The organism is Phenylobacterium sp. J367 (assembly GCF_024699985.1).
Classification (GTDB): domain Bacteria; phylum Pseudomonadota; class Alphaproteobacteria; order Caulobacterales; family Caulobacteraceae; genus Phenylobacterium.
Genome location: NZ_JAJONA010000001.1, coordinates 3,505,463 through 3,521,534, shown reverse-complemented (window position 1 = coordinate 3,521,534; position 16,072 = coordinate 3,505,463). Strand labels below are relative to the sequence as shown.

Sequence of the window (16,072 nt, the reverse complement as noted above, 5' to 3'; positions counted from 1 at the left end):
GAAACCTATCCGAATGAGGCGGCCGGGACGTGATGGCCCCGGCCGTAGCTTGAGCCCGCTAGACCGAGCTCGGGTAGTTCGGCGCCTCGCGGGTGATCATCACGTCGTGCACGTGGCTCTCGCGGAGGCCCGCGCCGGTGATCCGGATGAACCGGGCCCGGTTGCGGAACTCGATCAGGTTCGGCGCCCCGACATAGCCCATGGCCGCGCGCAGGCCGCCGACCATCTGGTGCAGGATCGGCGAGATCGGGCCCTTGTAGGGGACCTGGCCCTCGATACCTTCCGGAACGAGCTTGAGCGCCGAGACGTCCTTCTGGAAGTAGCGGTCCGCGGACCCCCTGCCCCATCGCGCCCAGCGAACCCATGCCGCGGTACGACTTATAGGACCGGCCTTGGTAGAGGAACACCTCGCCCGGCGCCTCGTCGACCCCGGCGAACACCGAACCCATCATGGCCACCGAGGCGCCCATGGCGAGCGCCTTGGCGAGGTCGCCGGAATATTTGATCCCGCCATCGGCGATGACCGGAACGTCGCTGTCGTGGGCCGCGCGGACCGCATCCGCGATGGCGGTGAGCTGGGGCACCCCCCACGCCGGCCACGATGCGGGTAGTGCAGATCGAGCCCGGGCCGATGCCGACCTTCACGGCGTCCGCGCCGGCGTCGATCAGGGCGCGGGCGGCGTCGTGGGTGGCGACGTTGCCGGCGACGATCTGGACCCGGTTGGTCTCGCGCTTGATCCGGCCGACGGCCCTGGCCACGTCGGCGTTGTGGCCGTGGGCGGTGTCGATCACCACCACATCGACGCCGGCGTCCACCAGCGCCATGGAGCGCTCATAGCCGCTGTCGCCCACCGTGGAGGCCGCGCCGACCAGCAGACGGCCCTGACCGTCCTTGGCGGCGTTGGGATAGGCCTCGGACTTTTCCATGTCCTTGACCGTGATCAGGCCGACCGCGCGGTAGTCGTCGTCGACGACGATCAGCCGCTCGATCTTGTGCCGGCGCAGCAGGTCGCGGGCTTCGGCCTGGCCGACGCCCTCCTTCACCGTGACCAGGTTCTCGGTGGTCATCAGCGCCTTGGCGGGCACGTCGCCGCTGCCCTCGAAGCGCATGTCGCGGTTGGTGAGGATGCCCACCAGCTTGCCGCCCGCGTCGACCACCGGGAAGCCGGAGATCTTCCGACGCGCCTTGATCTCGCGGATCTCGGCGAGCGTCGTGTCCGGCTGGATGGTCAGCGGATTGATGACCATGCCGCTCTCGTACCGCTTCACCTCGCGGACGTGGTCAGCCTGCTCCTCGACGGTGAGGTTGCGGTGCAGGATGCCCATGCCGCCAGCCTGGGCCATGGCGATGGCCAGGCGGCTCTCGGTCACCGTGTCCATGGCGGCGGACACGAGCGGGATGTTCAGATTGATCTCTCGCGTGAACCGCGTGGACACGTCGACCTGGGCTGGGACCACGTCGGACGGACCGGGTTCGAGCAAAACATCGTCGAAGGTGAGCCCTTCGCGAATCTCCATTGAGTCTCCGTTTTGCGGCGCGGATATACGCGGGCGGCCTCGCCGGGGGAAGGGGGTGAAGGGCGCGTTCATGCGATTGCGGGTCTCCTCCTCTGGTCGGCCGCTGGAACGAGGCCGAAGGTCATGGCGAACATCACGAGGCAAAGGGCGCTGGTGAGCGCGAGCGCGCCGACCGGCGACCACTGCAGCGCGACGGCGAAGACGGTCGGGCCCGCGGCCTGCAGGAAGATCGCCGGCCGGCCGATCAGGGCCGAGCGGTAGGCGTAGCCCTTCGGTCCGTAGAGGCTGAGCGGCAGGACGCCCTTGGCGACCGTCAGCATGCCGTTGCCGGCCCCCTGCCCCAGCGCCAGGGCCGCGCCGGCGGTCCCGCCGGAGCCCACGAGGGCCACGGCGCCGAGCGGGTGCATCAGGGTCGCGACGCGGGTGGTGGCGAGCGCCGGAAGCTTCCGCAGGACCGTGAACTCCAGGAAGCGGACGGTCACCGCGGCCACCCCGACGAGGCCGGCTGCGGCGGTCGCGGCCGCCATAGGCATGCCGAAAGCCGCCAGCAGCCTCGGCAGGTGCGCGCTCATGCAGGTGGAGACGAACCAGGCGCAGGCGAAGAGGACGGTGAGCTGGATCATCGGCCGGTCCCAGCGGACGTCGGCATGGTCGGGTTCGTCCTTGGGTCCGCCGGCCGGGGCCTTCGGACAGAGGAAGGCGCTGAGCGGCAGACAGACCAGGACCTGGACGGCCGCCCAGGCGAAGCAGGCGCCGCGCCAGCCGATCGTCGCGGCCACCCAGCCGGTCAGCGGCCAGCCGACCGTGGACCCCAGCCCGCCGATCAGGGCGACGGCGGTGATCGGGCGTCGGGCCGCCTCGCCGTAGAGCGTAACCAGGATCGCGAACGGCGTCGGCGAGAGGCCGAGCGCCATGCCGAAACCGATGACCGCCATGCCGAGCGCCAGGATCGCGCCGTGCTGGGCGACGCCAAGGATCGCGAGGCCGAGGGCGAAAACGAGGTGCGACGCCACGAGGACCGGTTTGCCGCCGCCGGCGTCGATCTTCCGCGCCACCATCGGGCTGACGAAGGCCGGGACGAGCAGCGACAGCGACACCGTGCCGAACACGAAGGCGTCGGGGAGCCCCAGGTCGCGGGCGATCGGATCGCCCAGCACGCCCATCAGGTAGAAGCTGCAGGCGAAGGCGGCGATCTGGCCGAGGCCGAAGCCGGCGACGACCAGGCGCTGACGGTCGGGGCTCACGGCGCCGGCCGTTCGAAGACAATGAAGTCGCCGTAGGTCGGCCGCTCCACGACGGCGCCCCTGGCCTGGTCGGCGTTCAGGCGGGCGAAGCCCTCGTCAAGTTCGGCCTCGGTCATGTGCTCGAAGACCGAGACCGCCCTGAGGTTCAGGCGCGCCACGGCGGCGGCCATGTCTCCCTCGAACGGAAGCTCCATCTGGACGCTCTCGATGGTCCGGAAGCCTGCGGCCTCGAACAGCGCCTGCGCCTCGGCCTCGCTGGGGAACATCGCCCGCTCCACGTCCCAGCTCCGCGGGAAATAGTCGCGCCACCAGTGGTGCGGGATGCGGTCCCTGAAGGTGCTGCGCAGGATGAACCGGCCGCCGGGCCTCAGCACCCGGGCGATCTCGCGCGCCGCCGCCGGCTTGTCGGCCACGTGGTGGTACGAAAGGAACATCAGCAGGAAGTCGGCTGTGGCGTCGGGCAGCGGGATCGCCTCGGCCCGGCCGGCGAGGTAGCTCACCCGCGGGTGGACGCTTCCGTCCTCGGCCGCGGCGCGCATGCCGTCGGCGGGCTCCACGCCATAGACTGGCCCGCCGAAGGCCTCGGCCAGCGCCGGCGTGAACCGCCCCGTCCCCGACCCGAGGTCGACGCCGACCAGCGGCCGCCGCTCAGGAAGGTGGGTCCCGAAGGTCGTCATGTAGCGGGCGATGGCGTCGGCCGGGAGCGCTCGGCCCTGGGCGTAGGTCCGGTGCTGCACCGCGTTGTAGTCCACGGGCGCGAGCGGCTTGCAGATGGGCTCGTCTTCCATGCCAAGCCTATGCCTGGATTGCCGTCGGGAGAAAACCGACTTATTGGCTCCGCAATGTTTGAAAATCTCACATCCGGGCCGCTGCCCTCGCTGAACGCGCTGCGCGCCTTCGAAGCGGTGGCCCGGACCGGGCGGGTCACCCTGGCCGCGGGCGAACTGAACGTCACCCATTCGGCGGTCAGCCGGCAGGTGAAGGCGCTGGAGGCGACGCTTGGCGTCCGGCTGTTCAGCGGCCCCAAGTCCCGGCCGGAACTGACCACCGCCGGGCGCGACCTGGCCGGCTCGCTCACCGAGGCCTTCAACCAGATCGCCGCCGCTGTGCGCCATGTGAAGGCCGGCGGCGAGGACCTGCACATCGCCGTCAACGCCTCGATCTCCGTGAAGTGGCTGATCCCCCGCCTCGCGGATTTCCAGGCCGCCCATCCCGACATCCGACTGCACCTGTCCGAGCTGGCGCCCCACGCCACCTCGCAGCACGGCGCCCAGGCGGTGCTGCGCATGGTGCCGACGAGCCGGCTCAGCGACCCGGCTTGCACGCCCTTCATCGGCAATGCGTTGGGCGCGGTTATGTCGCCCGACGGGATCCGCCGCTACGGCGCCGATCCGCTGAAGGCGCCGAGGCTCGCCGCGGCCACCCACCCGGAGGGCTGGCCGGTCTGGGCTGAACTCGCCGGCGTGGAGCTGCCGCCGATGGCCGAGCGGCCTTTCGCCCACGTCCACTTCGCCATGGATGCGGCGTTGGCGGGCCTGGGGGCCGCCATCGTCTCGTGGCCGCTGTGTTCGGCCGAGGTGGAAGCCGGCCGCCTCGTCGCCCCCTGGGCTTCCGCAAGTCGGAGAGCGCCTTCGCCTTGCTGGCGGCGCCGGGCCCCGTCAGCCGCCCCCCTCGCCCGCTTCCGCGACTGGCTGGTGGCGGAAGGTGCGAAGACGCCTAGCGCCCCTTGAACCCGGTGGCCACGAGGTAGACCTCGGAGCTGTCCGCCCGGCTGGCCTTAGGCTTCAGGTTCTTCACGTCGGTGAAGTGGCGCTTGAGGTCGCCGATCAGCTGGGACGTCTCGCCCCCCTGGAAGGCCTTGGCCACGAACGCGCCGCCAGGCTTCAGGGTCTGGATCGCGAACTCGGCGGCGGCCTCGATCAGGCCCATGATCCGCAGGTGGTCGGTCTGCCGGTGGCCGACCGTGTTCGGAGCCATGTCCGAGAGCACCACGTCCGGAGGCCCGCCCAGCAGTTCGATCAGCTTCGGTCCGCAGGCCGGGTCGGTGAAGTCCATCTGCAGGATGTGGGCGGGCGGCAGCGGATCGACCGGCAGGAGGTCGACGCCGGCGATGTGGGTCACGCCCCGTTGCACGGCGAGCTGGGTCCACCCGCCGGGGGCGAGGCCGAGGTCGATGACCCGCGCGCCGGGCTTCAGCAGCTTCAGCCGGTCGTCGATCTCCTCCAGCTTGAAGGCGGCGCGGCTGCGGTAGCCGAGCGCGCGGGCCTTGGCGGCGAAGGGGTCGTTGATCTGGCGCTCCAGCCAGGCCTGCTGGCTGGGCGTGCGGCCCCAGGCGGTCTTCAGGCGGGCCGGCTTGGCGCGGCCCTCATCGGTGCCGCCGGTAGGCGGCTTCACCATGCGCTTGCGGGGCGGCTCGGTCATGCGGCGGCCTTCCTCGGGCGACGGCGGCGACGGCGGCGGCCGCCGCGCTCGGACATCAGGGATAGCAGAATCCCCTCGCGAAGGCCCCGGTCGGCGACGCGAACGCGCGTGCAGGGCCAGAGCTCCTGCACGGCCTGCAGGATCGCGGCGCCGGCCAGCACCAGGTCGGCGCGGTCAGGCCCGATGCACGGCTGGTCGGCCCGCTCGCGCGGATTGAGCCGCAGCAGGCGGCCGGCGGCGGCGTCGCACTCGTCCCGGCTCATCCAGATGCCGTCCACGCGGCTGCGGTCGTAGCGCGGCAGCTCGAGGTGCAGGCCGGCGAGGCTGGTGATCGCCCCGGACGTGCCCACAAGGTGGGCCCGGTCGGCGTCGAAGATCTCCCGCATGGGGTCCGCACGGCGGAAGGCGCCGATCTCGGTCTTCACCGCCTCCACCATGCGCCGGAACCAGGTCTCGGTGTCGTCGTGGCCTTCGGGATAGCGCTCGGCGAGGGTGACGACGCCGATCGGCACGGACAGCCAGGCGCGGATCGGCGGAATGCCGGTCGGCGGGGCGTCCCGCAGGTCGACCCAGGACAGCTCCGTCGAGCCGCCGCCCACGTCGACGACCAGGGCGGCATCGGCCGTGCGGTCCAGCAGGTTGAGGCAGCCCTGGACGGACAGCCTCGCCTCCTCCTGCGGGCTGATGATCTGCAGGCGCATCCCGGTCTCGGCGAACACCTGGTCGATGAAGGCCTGGCCGTTCTCGGCCATGCGGCAGGCCTGGGTGGCGATGGCGCGAAGGCGCAGCACCCGGCGGCGGCGCACCTTCTCCGCCGCGACCTTCAGGGCGCCCAGGGCGCGCTCCATGGCGGTGTCGGAGAGACGCCCGCTCTGATCGAGGCCCTCGCCCAGCCGGACGATCCGCGAATAGGCCTCGACGACCCGGAATCCGGACCCCGCGGGGGTGGCGATCAGCAGCCGGCAGTTGTTGGTGCCCAGGTCCAGGGCGGCATAGCAGGGCGGTTCCCCCGCAGACCTCTCCCGGACGCGCACCGCAGCGCCGGGCGCGCTCGGCGCCTCGTTCATGGACCGCTTTTGCCCTTCGCAGGCGCGGACCGATCACCGCGCCTCACTTCAGGAGCGACTGTAGCAAGCCGGTTCGCGCGCCGGAAGGCGCGGCCTATGATCAACGGCGGCCAGGCGTTACGTTCACCTTCCGGTCAGGAGAAAGGGGGTAGATTCGAGCCATGAACACGCGACTCGCCAAATTCGCGATCGGTCAGGTCGTCCGGCACCGCGTCTACCCGTTCCGCGGCGTCATCTTCGACGTGGATCCGATCTTCGCGAACACTGAGGAATACTGGCTCTCGATCCCGGAGCACATCCGGCCTCGCAAGGACCAGCCGTTCTACCATCTCCTCGCCGAGAACGAGGAAAGCTCCTACGTGGCCTACGTCTCGGAGCAGAATCTGGTCGCCGACGACACCGGCGAACCGGTCGGCCATCCGCAGACCCAGCTGATCTTCGACTCGTTCCGCGAGGGCCAGTACCACCTTCGCCCCCGGATCAGCCACTAGGCCTCGCGCCTCAGGTCCCGGCGACCTCGATGGCCGGTTCGCCCTCGCCGACCTTCGGATCCAGCTTCAGGGCCGCCGCCTTGTCGGTCTGCGCGCCGGCCGCGTCGCCGAGCGTCGCCTTGGACGCCGCCCGCCACCAGTACGCCTTGGCATAGGTCGGATCGAGCCTGATCCCGGCGTCCAGCGCCTGGATCGCCGATGCGTGGTCCCCCCAGATCGCGGTAGATCCAGCCCTTCTGGACATGGGCGACGGCGCTGTCCGGCTCCAGCCGCAGCACGGTGTTCAGGTCCCTTAGCGCCCGGTCGTGCCGGTCCTGATCCAGGTGGGCGCGGGAGCGGTCGTAGATCAGCGCGGCGTTCTGCGGCTCAACCTTCAGCGCTGCTTCGATATCCGCCTCGGCCAGATCGGCCCGCCCCGCCTCGAGGTACATCCGGGCACGTTGCTGCAGCACGAAAGCGGCCGCGGGATCGACCTTCAGCCCGGCCTGGAAGTCCGCAAAGGGCGCCTTTCGTGTCGCCGCGCGCGGCGCGGACCCTGCCCCGCTGGGCGTAGGCGTCGATATTCGCCTTGTCGAGCTTGAGCGTCTCGCTGAACTCGCGTTCCGCCGCCGGCAGATCGCCGGCCGCCTCGTAGCCGACCCCCATGGCATTGTGCAGGAAGGCGCTCGACGGATCCGCAGCCAGTGCGATCTTGAGGTCGGAGACCGCCTTCTCCGGCTCGCCGCGCGCGCGCCAGATCTGGGAGCGGACCAGCAAGGACGTCTGGTGGCCCGGCGCCGCCTCCAGGGCGGCTGCAAGGGCGGCCAGGGCCTCGTCCTCGCGATCCAGGGCCCGCAGGGCGATGCCCCGCGCCGCCAGCAGGTCGGGATCCTTGGGCACGAGCGCGAGCCCTGCGTCGAAATCGACGAGCGCGCCCTTGGCGTCATCCTTTGCGTAGAGGGTGTCTCCCCGCAGGTAGTGGAACCGAGGATCCTTCGGATCGAGCGCGATGGCGCGATCAAGGTCGGCAATGGCGCGGTCGTACTCCTCCTGCCCGGAAAGGACCGCAGCGCGCTGATACCAGACCACGGCGGGCGCGTTGGGACGCTTCAGGATCGCCTCGATCTGCGGCATCGCCTCCTCGCCACGACCGAGCTCCGAGAGGACCGTCGCCAGTCCCTCCTGACCCGCAGGATCGTCCGGCGCGACCTTCAGGAGGGCGCGGTAGCCGGCTTCGGCCGCTTCCAGCCGGCCGCTCGAATAGAAGACATGTCCCTGGATCAGCAGGGCGTTGGCGTTGGCGGGATCACGCCTCAGGGCCGCCGCGGCGTCCCGGAGCGCAGGCGCGTAGTTCTCCATGCGGTAGTGGACGGTGGCGCGCAGGGCGAGCAGATCCGGAGAGTCCGGCGACTCCTTGATGACCACTTCCAGCGCCTCAAGCGACTCCTTGTAGCGCTCGTCTGCGATGAGCCTGCCGATGCGATAGCCGCTCGCATAGGCGCGGTCGCCCTCCGACGCGTCCGTGCGGTCCGCCACCTTGGTGCAGGCGGCCAGGCGCTCGGCGGCAGGACGGGCCTCGTTCCGACAATCGGCGACATCGTCAGCGCGTGCGGCACCGGCCGCGGCGATCAGAGCGGCTGTGGCGAGGGTCAGGCGAAAAGCGTTCATGCCTTGGGGTCCTTGGGGGCGGTCGGCTCGGCGGTCACAACGACGGGCTCGGCGGCGAGCCAGCGCGTGGCCGCGGCCCGGACCTCGTCCAGGGTGATGGCGGAGATGAGGTCGCGGGCGCCGGTCAAGGCCGCCAGCTCCGCCGGTCGGTCGGAGGCGGAGAGCAGGTCAAGCCACCAACTGTTGTCATCCTCGAAGCTGCGCCAGGAGGCCAGCACTGGAGTCCGGGCCGCCTCGAGTTCGGCCTGGCTGATCTCGCCGCGGGCCAGGCGCGCCGCAAGCGCGCGCACCTCCGCTTCGACCCGTTCCACGTCGCGGGGAGAGGTCTCCACGGACGTCCAGAGATAGCCCTGGTCGCCGCCGTCCCACATCGCGGCGCCGGCCTCGGGCGCATAACTCATGCCCATGCGTTCGCGGACCCCGCGCCGCAATCCGTCCTCGAAAACGGCGCTCAGCAGGCGCAGCGCCACCTCTTCGCGCCGTCGCTCCGGCGCGCCCACGAACAGCGGCCAGAAGAGGCCGACGATCGCCTTATCGGCCGCGCCCTCGTGGGTAAGGCGGCTGGGCGGCGGCAGCCGATCCGGAAACTGGCGGAACCAGGTGTCCGACCGAGCCCGGTCGCCGCCACGCCGCGGCGGGATCGCGCCCAGGGTCCGGCTGACCGCCTCGATGACCGCGGCCTCGTCCACGTCGCCGACGACGCTGACCGTGATCGGGGCTCGCGTGAGGATCGGCCGCAGCACGCGGGCGAAATCCGTGTTGCGCGCGCCGCGGGCCGCGGCGGGGTCGAGCCGGGTCGGCGAATCCGGCGCGATGGCGTCGCCGAAGCCCTGCATCATCACATCGCTCGGCTCGGCCCGCGTGGCGCGCAGAGCCTGGTCGGTCAGGACGGGCGCCAGGCTGTTAAGTATCGGCTGGAAACCCGGGTCGGTGAGGTAGGCCGCGAACAGGTTCAGTTGGGCTTCAAGACCCGTGGAAAAGGTCGCTCCGTCAAGCTCGAACGCGCGCTCGCGGATGTTCAGGTCGAGGCTCCAGGCCATCGTACGGGTGAGCGCCTGGATGTCCGTATAGGAGATCCGCCCAAGACCGCCCTGCTCGAGGTAGATGGCGCCGAACAGGGCGGTCTGATAGTCCGCCGACCGCAGCTCGCGACGGCCGGCGCCGAACTTCACGCGCACCAGGACCTCACCGCCCTTGAAGCGTGTGCGCCGGAAATTCACCGTCACGCCGTTCGAGAAATGCAGGCGTGTGAAGCCCGGGGCGGTGATCTCCTCCCGGCGCACCAGCTTGCCTTCGGGACCGAAGCGAACGTAGGGCCAGGTCGGCTCTGCCTTCGCCTTCGCCGAGGTCGCCGGCGCCGCAGCGGTCGCGCCCTGCTCCCAGGCCGCGCGCACAGCGGGCTGGTCGACAACTTCCGTCGAGGTGACCGCCACCAGCGGGCCCCAGCCGGACCAGCTGGTCTGGAACGCCGCCTTCACGTCGGCCGTCGTGACCCCCTCGACCAGTTGGTTGAACGCGCGCATGCCCTCTCGGGCGGCCGGTGACGGCAATCCTTCCAGCAGTTCGCGCATCAGGGTGTCGGCCCGGGCCGGCGCGCGAACCGTCGGCTCCTCCGCGATCAGGCCGCGATAGCCGGAGCGGACCTCGGCGATGGCGGCGTCCAGTTCGGCGTCGGTCGGCCCGTCCCGCTCGAACCGCGCCACCTCGCTCTTGACGATGGCCAGCGCCTCGGCGAGCCGGCCGGGCACCGGGGTCACCTGCACGCAGATGCGTCGAAGGTCGACCAGGCCGTCCGCGGAGGTGTTCGAGAAGAGGATCGCAGGACCCCGGCGCGCCGCCAGCCGCGCGTTCAGCACGTTCATCCAAAGGATCTCCGTGGCGGAGGCCCGGAAGGCGTCGGCCGAGCCCGGCGCGGGACGCGCCGCCTGCAGCCGGCAGGCGCTGGCGGCGTAAGGCGCCTGGGGATCGACGTCGAACAGATAGTCCAGGCCACGCTCGCCCTTCGGTCCCTCGCGGGCGATCCGAACGCCCGCCGGACCCCGACCCTGCCAGTCGGCGAAGGTCGTGCGGACGAGGGCCTCCAGACGTTCCGGCGGCAGGTCGCCGACCGCGATCACCAGAGCGTTCTCGGGTCGATACCATCGGTCATAGAAGGCCTTCAGCCGATCTGCGGTCACCGTTCGGATGATCTCGACGTCGCCGATCGGCTGCCTACGATTCGACCGCAGATCGCGGAAGGCGAAGTCGGAGAGCCTTTCGCGCCAGCCGTCGCCGGCTGCGATGCGCGATTCGCGCTCCGCCAGGATGACTCCTCGCTCCCGATCCACGGCTTCCGGCGCGAACAGCATGCCGTCGGCCGCGTCGCGCAGCCACCTGAGCGCCGGATCGACCTGCTCGGGCGCGACGGACTGCAGGTCGATGTGGAAGCTGGTCCCGCTCAGCGAGGTGAAAGCGTTGTGGTCGCGGCCGAACCCCACGCCGAGGGGCGCGAACACCCGCTCGACCTCGTCTTCGCCGAAGCGGCGGGTGCCGTTGAACGCCATGTGCTCCACGAAGTGGGCCACGCCGCGCTCGTCGTCCTGTTCGTCATAGCTGCCCACCGCGATGGCGAGGCGCAGCGAGAGCGCGCCCTTGGGCGCCGGATGGCTGATCACCGCATAACGGAGGCCGTTGGAAAGCTGGCCCTGGCGAATAGCCGGGTCGGGACTCAGGCTCAGGGCCATCGCCTGCGCCGGGAACGGCGCCAGACCGCAGGCGACAAGCAGCCCGATGACCGTGAACACCTTCAAACCGACACGCCCCCAACCCCGCCCCGCTCCCGGCCGAGGCGCAACAAAAAGAGAACACATACTGCCGGGAATATGAAGCCTCGCGCCGCGATGGCCGCGCAACTTTCTTCCCGCGTACGGCGAGCCTGGCCGAAACTGGGGCGGGAATTTGCGTTCGAACGGCGCCATGCTCTGGCCTATGAGCGCCGATGGCTTTGCGAACGGCCCGCCGCCCGGCGCGCGGGCCGACTGGACGATCGACCAGGGTTGGGAGAGCTACACCCAGGCCGAGCACGACGTCTGGATCACCCTCTACGAACGCCAGGCGAAGCTCCTGCCCGGCCGCGCGGCGGACCCGTTCCTGAAGGGCCTTGAGGCGCTGGACCTGCACCGCGCCGGCATCCCCGACTTCCACCGCATCAACGAGGAGCTTCGCCGGCTGACCGGCTGGAGCGTGGTGGCCGTGCCCGGCCTCGTGCCCGACGACGTCTTCTTCGACCACCTGGCCAACCGGCGCTTCCCGGCCGGCCAGTTCATCCGCAAGCCGGATGAGCTGGACTACCTGCAGGAGCCGGATGTCTTCCACGATGTGTTCGGCCACGTGCCGATGCTCACCGACCCGGTGTTCGCCGATTACATGCAGGCCTACGGCGAGGGCGGCCGCCGGGCGCTGGGCCTCGGCCAGCTCCACAACCTCGCGCGCCTCTACTGGTACACGGTGGAGTTCGGCCTGCTCGACACCGCGCAGGGCCTCAGGATCTACGGCGCGGGCATCGTCTCCAGCTTGGCGGAATCGGTCTTCGCGCTCGACGACCCCTCCCCCAACCGACTGGGCTTCGACCTGGAGCGGGTGATGCGCACGCCCTACCGCATCGACGACTTCCAGCAGGTCTATTTCGTGATCCCGTCGCTGCAGAGCCTTCTGGACGCGACCCTGCAGGACTTCGGGCCAATCTACCGCCGGCTGGAGGGCGCGCAGGAGATCCCGATCGCCGCCATCGAGCCCTCGGACCGGGTCTTCACCCGCGGCACCCAGGCCTATGCGAACGCCGGCGGGCGGGCCGCCTAGTAGTCCCGCCGCCAACGTACGGCAAGCTTGGTCTCGCCCTGCTGGGTGACCCGTGAAATGAGGGCCAGCGTGCGCCGCACGCGCCATTCGACCTGGGCCACGCTGCCCTCGCGGCCGCCGCCGATGATCTCGAGATAGACGTCCTCGGTGATGTACTTGCCGCCGGAGACCGTCAGGGCCGAATCCCCGCCGCCGGCGAAGGCCAGGCGATCGAGCCCAGCGAAGGTCCTGAGGTTGCCGATTACGTCGAAGCCGCCGCCGCCCGCCAGCGCCGAGATGGCGGACGCGAGCTGGGCCGCCTCGATCGGCGAGAGCTGCGACGCCGAACGCCCGAACAGAACCTGGGACAGCACCTCGTCGTTGGGCAGCGTCGGGGACGACGTCAACGTCACCTCTGGGCGGGCCGCCGTCCCGCGGATCCGCACGACGGCGATCAACGACGGGTCGTTGCGGATGGCCTGCAGGTCGACGCGGATCTCCTCGGGCCGGGTCGACAGATAGACGACGCTGCGCGGATCGAACTCGAAGCGCTTGCCCGCGAAGTCGTAGTCCCCGCGCACCACCCGCGCCGTGCCGGTCAGGTCGGGCCGCGACGTGGAGCCCGTCACGCGGGCGTCTAGCGACAGCTCGACGTCCAGTCCCCGGCCCCGCAGGAAGACCCGGCCCGGCGCGCTCAGCTTCACGTCGAGCGCCCAGCCGTCGCCGCGCCGCTTGACGGGCGGCAAGGCGGCGACGAGCTCCACCGGCCGGTTGCGTTCGACGACATCCATGGGCACCACGCCCGACGGGATCGGCAGATCGGCGGCCACGTCGGCGCGGTCGATGGTCAGGTCGCCCGAAAGCCGCACGCGTCCATTGGAGCCCCGGTCGATCGTCACCGGGCCGCTGGCGGAGGCGGTGGCCTGTTCGTTGTCGATCAGCCGGAAGCCGCTGAGGTTCAGGCGGAAGCTGGAGACTCCGTTCTGGGCGAGGCTGATCTTCCCGGCGCCCGCCACCGAGCCGCCGTGCCCGTCGACGCCGCTGGCGCGCGAGACGTTCATCTCGCTCTGGGCGAAGTCGGCCCGAAGCGCGATCTGGCGGAGCGAAAGCCCGGTCTGGCCGTCGTCGAAGCGGCCGTCCGCCACGGTGATCCGGCCCGCGGCCTGCGGCGCGGCCAGCGTGCCGCCGAGCGTGCCGGCGGTCGCGACGTGGCCCTTCAGGCTGCGCTCGCCGCCGACCAGCAGGTCCCACAGCGGTCCGATCTCCCCGTCGGCGGCGAACCGGCCCTGCATCGGCCGTTGCCGGGCGACCGCCAGGCGGAACGGCGCAGCCGACGCCTCCACCGGCAGGACAAGATAGGAGGTCGCCTTCAGGCCCTGCTCGTTGGTCGCCGAGGCCTCCACGGTCATGGAGGCGTCGCTCAGCCGGCCCCGCACCGTGCCGTCGATGCCGGCATTGACCGGCAGCCCCCGGCCGCGCGCGTCGGTCAGGCGGGCGTCGAACTGGCCGGTCAGGGCTTCGCCGCGGCCCTGAAGGCTGAGCGTGCCTTCCACCTGGCCCGCGAGATCCTGGTCGAAGAGGCCAAGACCGAGGCCCGCGACGCGCGCGTCGACATCGGCGGACTGGGCGTCGAGGCGGCCATCGAGGTCGATCCGGCCGCCGTTGCTGGCGGCGAGACGCAGGCGGGCGCTCCGCTCCGGCCCGTTCATGCGCAGGACGGCGGTCTCCACCGTTCGCAGGTCGCGCTCGCCCAGCCGCCCTGAGCCATCGAAGGTGAGCGCATAGCCTGGCCCGGCATCGGACAGCTCGCCGCTGCCGTTGAGGTTCCAGCGCTCCGCTCGGGTGACGCCCTCGGCACGGGCGGCGTAGGGCAGCCGCGCCAGCGGCCCGTCCGCCTGGAAACGGAGCGCCTTGATGCTCGTCCCCCCGACCCCCGCCAGCATCAGGTTCTGGCCGCCGAGGTCCACGTCGGCCCTGGCGCCCCCCGCCCCGTCGACGATCCGCACCGCGCCCTTGACCTCGCCCGCCTGAAGGAACGCTCCGGGGCCGACGGCAAGCGTCAGGTTGGCGGCCGAGGGCGTGCTGCGGCGCAGAGACAGCGACCCGTCCGCCTTCACCCCGCCCGCATCGACCGAGAGGTTGGTGAGGTCGACGCCTCCCGCCGGAAAGCGGAAGTCCGATCGGGCGCGCGCCGGGCCGTAGGCGCTCTGGGCCGCGACCGCCACAGCGCCGGTCGATCCGTCCGCCCGTCTAAGGAAGCTCAGCGTCACCTGGGCGTCGTGCAGCGGCAGGCGCGGGACATCGATCTCGTCGATCCGGGCTGTGAGGTCGGCGCGCGGTTCGCGCAGGGACCCGGCGATGGTGCCGTCGCCGCGGGCCCGGCCGGTGATCTCCACCGGTCCGGCGCGGAATGGTCCGGTGGCGCTCCAGTCCACCTTGAAGGCGAGCCCGCCGTCCGGCGCCAGCGCGCCCGCGGTGTTGGCGTCGAAGGCTGCGCCGTCGAGCGCGGCCTTCGCGACCGTGATGCGCCGATCCTGCCAGCTCGCCTGGCCCGAAAGCCGCGGCGCGGCCCCCAGCAGCCTGTCGAGCTCGGCGAAGCCCAGGGCGAACTTCTCGCCCCGCGCATCCACATCGAACACCCAGGGCTTGCCCGCCCCACCCTGGTTGGCGGACCAGGTGGCGGTGACCTGGCCCGACGCGCCCGGCCGGGCGGCGGCGAGGTTGGACAGCAGAGCTCGTCCCTTGAAGTTCAGGCCGCCCAGCAGGCTGCGTCCGCCGCTGGCGTCCACGTCGAGCCCGCGGCCGTCGACCTCCAGCTCGCGGAAGGCCAGGCGGCCGTCCGCCAACCGGGACCCCACGAACCGCGCCCGGGGATTGCCGCCGAGGAGGGCGGCGATCCAGCCCTGTCCAGCGCCGCCGGCGCCGGAGAGCGTGGCGGCGACATTGACCGCGCCGCCGCGCGTTTCCAGCTGGATCGGGCCCATCACGCGCGACAGGCTGTAGCCTGCGAGCGACAGCCGCTCGACGGCGCCGGTTCCGGCGAATCGGTAGCCCACCCCGCCCCCGGTGAGCACGCCGTTCACCTGCGTCCGGCCCATGGGGGGCCGCCGGTGATCCGTGAGAGGTTCGGGGAGACCGCCACCAGGGTGACGCCCCGCGGCCCGAGCTGGCGCTTGCCCGGGTCGCCCTGCCCGCGGGCCTCGAGGCCGAGGTTCTCGGCGTTCAGCCGGGCGTCGAGGTCGAACAGGTTCTCGCCCGCCCTGCGGCCGGTGACCAGGAATGTGACCTCGGGCCCGAGGCGATCCATCCAGCCCCGGGTGAGCGTCGAGGCCGCGAGCGACAGCCGCCCGCGCGCCTGACCGCCCTGCGGCGTCCACGACCCGCTGGCGTCCAGCGGCCGGGCCGCGCCCGAGGTCGCATAGGCGCTGAACGTCCCCTGGGACTCCTTCCCGTCCGCGTCGATGTCCACGGCGAACGGCTGGTCCGCTGGCAGGCCGATCGCGCCGGCCAGCGCGCCGCCGCGCGCTTCCAGGGCGTCAGCCCGGACCTTCATCGGGCCGTCGCCGCCAATGTCGAGGTCGACGTTGAGGTGATCGCCGGGGTGGAGAACGCTCAGCGCCTTCACCGTCGCCCGCCGCCCCCCGCGCCGCTGGACGTCGAGCGCCACGTCGAGGTCGTAGACGCCGCGGCGCAGGCTGAACTCTGGCAACATCTCCAGTCGCGCCGTCGCCCTGTCGATGCGGAACGACACGGGCAGGCCGCGATCCTTGCCCTTGGGCGTCAGCGTCGGGCGGCGGAGCACCCGGATCGACTGGGCCTCGATGCTCTCGGCATAGAGATCTCCGCCTCAGGAGTTCGAGGTAACGCC

12 protein-coding genes and 2 pseudogenes are annotated in these 16,072 nt (G+C 71.4%); 3 read left to right on the top strand and 11 right to left on the bottom strand.

Annotation, left to right across the window (positions count from 1 at the left end):
- Nucleotides 1-58: 58 nt before the first annotated feature.
- The 3 genes and pseudogenes from guaB to LRS04_RS18775 all read right to left on the bottom strand — a co-directional run bounded on the left by guaB (nucleotide 59) and on the right by LRS04_RS18775 (nucleotide 3,550).
- Nucleotides 59-1,518: pseudogene (gene guaB / locus LRS04_RS18785) on the bottom strand (IMP dehydrogenase).
- 68 nt (nucleotides 1,519-1,586) lie between these two features.
- Complete coding sequence (locus LRS04_RS18780; protein WP_257817633.1) at nucleotides 1,587-2,762, bottom strand: MFS transporter; 1,176 nt, start codon at nucleotides 2,760-2,762, stop codon at nucleotides 1,587-1,589.
- Nucleotides 2,759-3,550, bottom strand: a complete 792-nt coding sequence (locus LRS04_RS18775; protein ID WP_257817632.1) for a class I SAM-dependent methyltransferase — start codon at nucleotides 3,548-3,550, stop codon at nucleotides 2,759-2,761. The genes LRS04_RS18780 and LRS04_RS18775 overlap by 4 nt, the downstream gene beginning before the upstream one ends.
- Before the next feature lie 54 nt (nucleotides 3,551-3,604).
- Between LRS04_RS18775 and LRS04_RS18770 the strand changes: the two genes are divergently transcribed.
- Nucleotides 3,605-4,492, top strand: coding sequence for a LysR family transcriptional regulator (locus LRS04_RS18770; protein WP_257817631.1), 888 nt, complete (start codon nucleotides 3,605-3,607; stop codon nucleotides 4,490-4,492).
- Here LRS04_RS18770 and LRS04_RS18765 read toward each other — a convergent pair.
- Both LRS04_RS18765 and LRS04_RS18760 read right to left on the bottom strand, forming a co-directional pair.
- The gene (locus LRS04_RS18765) at nucleotides 4,479-5,183 is read right to left on the bottom strand and encodes an RlmE family RNA methyltransferase (RefSeq protein WP_257817630.1); all 705 of its coding nucleotides are present in this window, start codon (nucleotides 5,181-5,183) and stop codon (nucleotides 4,479-4,481) included. The genes LRS04_RS18770 and LRS04_RS18765 overlap by 14 nt on opposite strands.
- Nucleotides 5,180-6,250, bottom strand: a complete 1,071-nt coding sequence (locus tag LRS04_RS18760; protein WP_257817629.1) for a Ppx/GppA phosphatase family protein — start codon at nucleotides 6,248-6,250, stop codon at nucleotides 5,180-5,182. The genes LRS04_RS18765 and LRS04_RS18760 overlap by 4 nt, the downstream gene beginning before the upstream one ends.
- A gap of 161 nt (nucleotides 6,251-6,411) precedes the next feature.
- Here LRS04_RS18760 and hspQ point away from each other — a divergent pair, with 161 nt between their 5' ends.
- Nucleotides 6,412-6,741 carry a heat shock protein HspQ gene (hspQ, locus tag LRS04_RS18755; protein ID WP_257817628.1) on the top strand — a complete coding sequence of 110 codons (330 nt, stop codon included), beginning with the start codon at nucleotides 6,412-6,414 and terminating at the stop codon, nucleotides 6,739-6,741.
- 10 nt (nucleotides 6,742-6,751) lie between these two features.
- On the opposite strand, the gene LRS04_RS18750 is transcribed toward hspQ, so the two are convergent.
- The 4 genes and pseudogenes from LRS04_RS18750 to LRS04_RS18740 form a co-directional block, all read right to left on the bottom strand.
- Nucleotides 6,752-6,985, bottom strand: a complete 234-nt coding sequence (locus tag LRS04_RS18750) for a hypothetical protein (protein ID WP_257817627.1) — start codon at nucleotides 6,983-6,985, stop codon at nucleotides 6,752-6,754.
- Between the two features lie 25 nt (nucleotides 6,986-7,010).
- Nucleotides 7,011-7,172, bottom strand: a pseudogene (locus LRS04_RS28290) (tetratricopeptide repeat protein); the annotation flags it as partial.
- Nucleotides 7,108-8,388 (bottom strand): tetratricopeptide repeat protein, encoded by a 1,281-nt coding sequence (locus tag LRS04_RS18745; protein ID WP_257817626.1) that lies wholly within the window; start codon nucleotides 8,386-8,388, stop codon nucleotides 7,108-7,110. The pseudogene LRS04_RS28290 and the gene LRS04_RS18745, both read right to left, overlap by 65 nt.
- Entirely contained in the window at nucleotides 8,385-11,171 is a 2,787-nt protein-coding gene (locus LRS04_RS18740; protein WP_257819188.1) for a pitrilysin family protein, read from the bottom strand. Before LRS04_RS18740 ends, LRS04_RS18745 begins: the two co-directional genes overlap by 4 nt.
- A gap of 184 nt (nucleotides 11,172-11,355) precedes the next feature.
- Between LRS04_RS18740 and phhA the strand changes: the two genes are divergently transcribed.
- Entirely contained in the window at nucleotides 11,356-12,225 is an 870-nt protein-coding gene (gene phhA / locus LRS04_RS18735; protein ID WP_257819187.1) for a phenylalanine 4-monooxygenase, read from the top strand.
- Here the strand turns inward: phhA and LRS04_RS18730 are convergent.
- Nucleotides 12,222-15,302 (bottom strand): translocation/assembly module TamB domain-containing protein, encoded by a 3,081-nt coding sequence (locus LRS04_RS18730; RefSeq protein ID WP_257817625.1) that lies wholly within the window; start codon nucleotides 15,300-15,302, stop codon nucleotides 12,222-12,224. The two genes, phhA and LRS04_RS18730, sit on opposite strands and share 4 nt — an antisense overlap.
- Complete coding sequence (locus tag LRS04_RS18725) at nucleotides 15,284-16,006, bottom strand: hypothetical protein (protein WP_257817624.1); 723 nt, start codon at nucleotides 16,004-16,006, stop codon at nucleotides 15,284-15,286. The genes LRS04_RS18730 and LRS04_RS18725 overlap by 19 nt, the downstream gene beginning before the upstream one ends.
- Nucleotides 16,007-16,072: the final 66 nt, after the last annotated feature.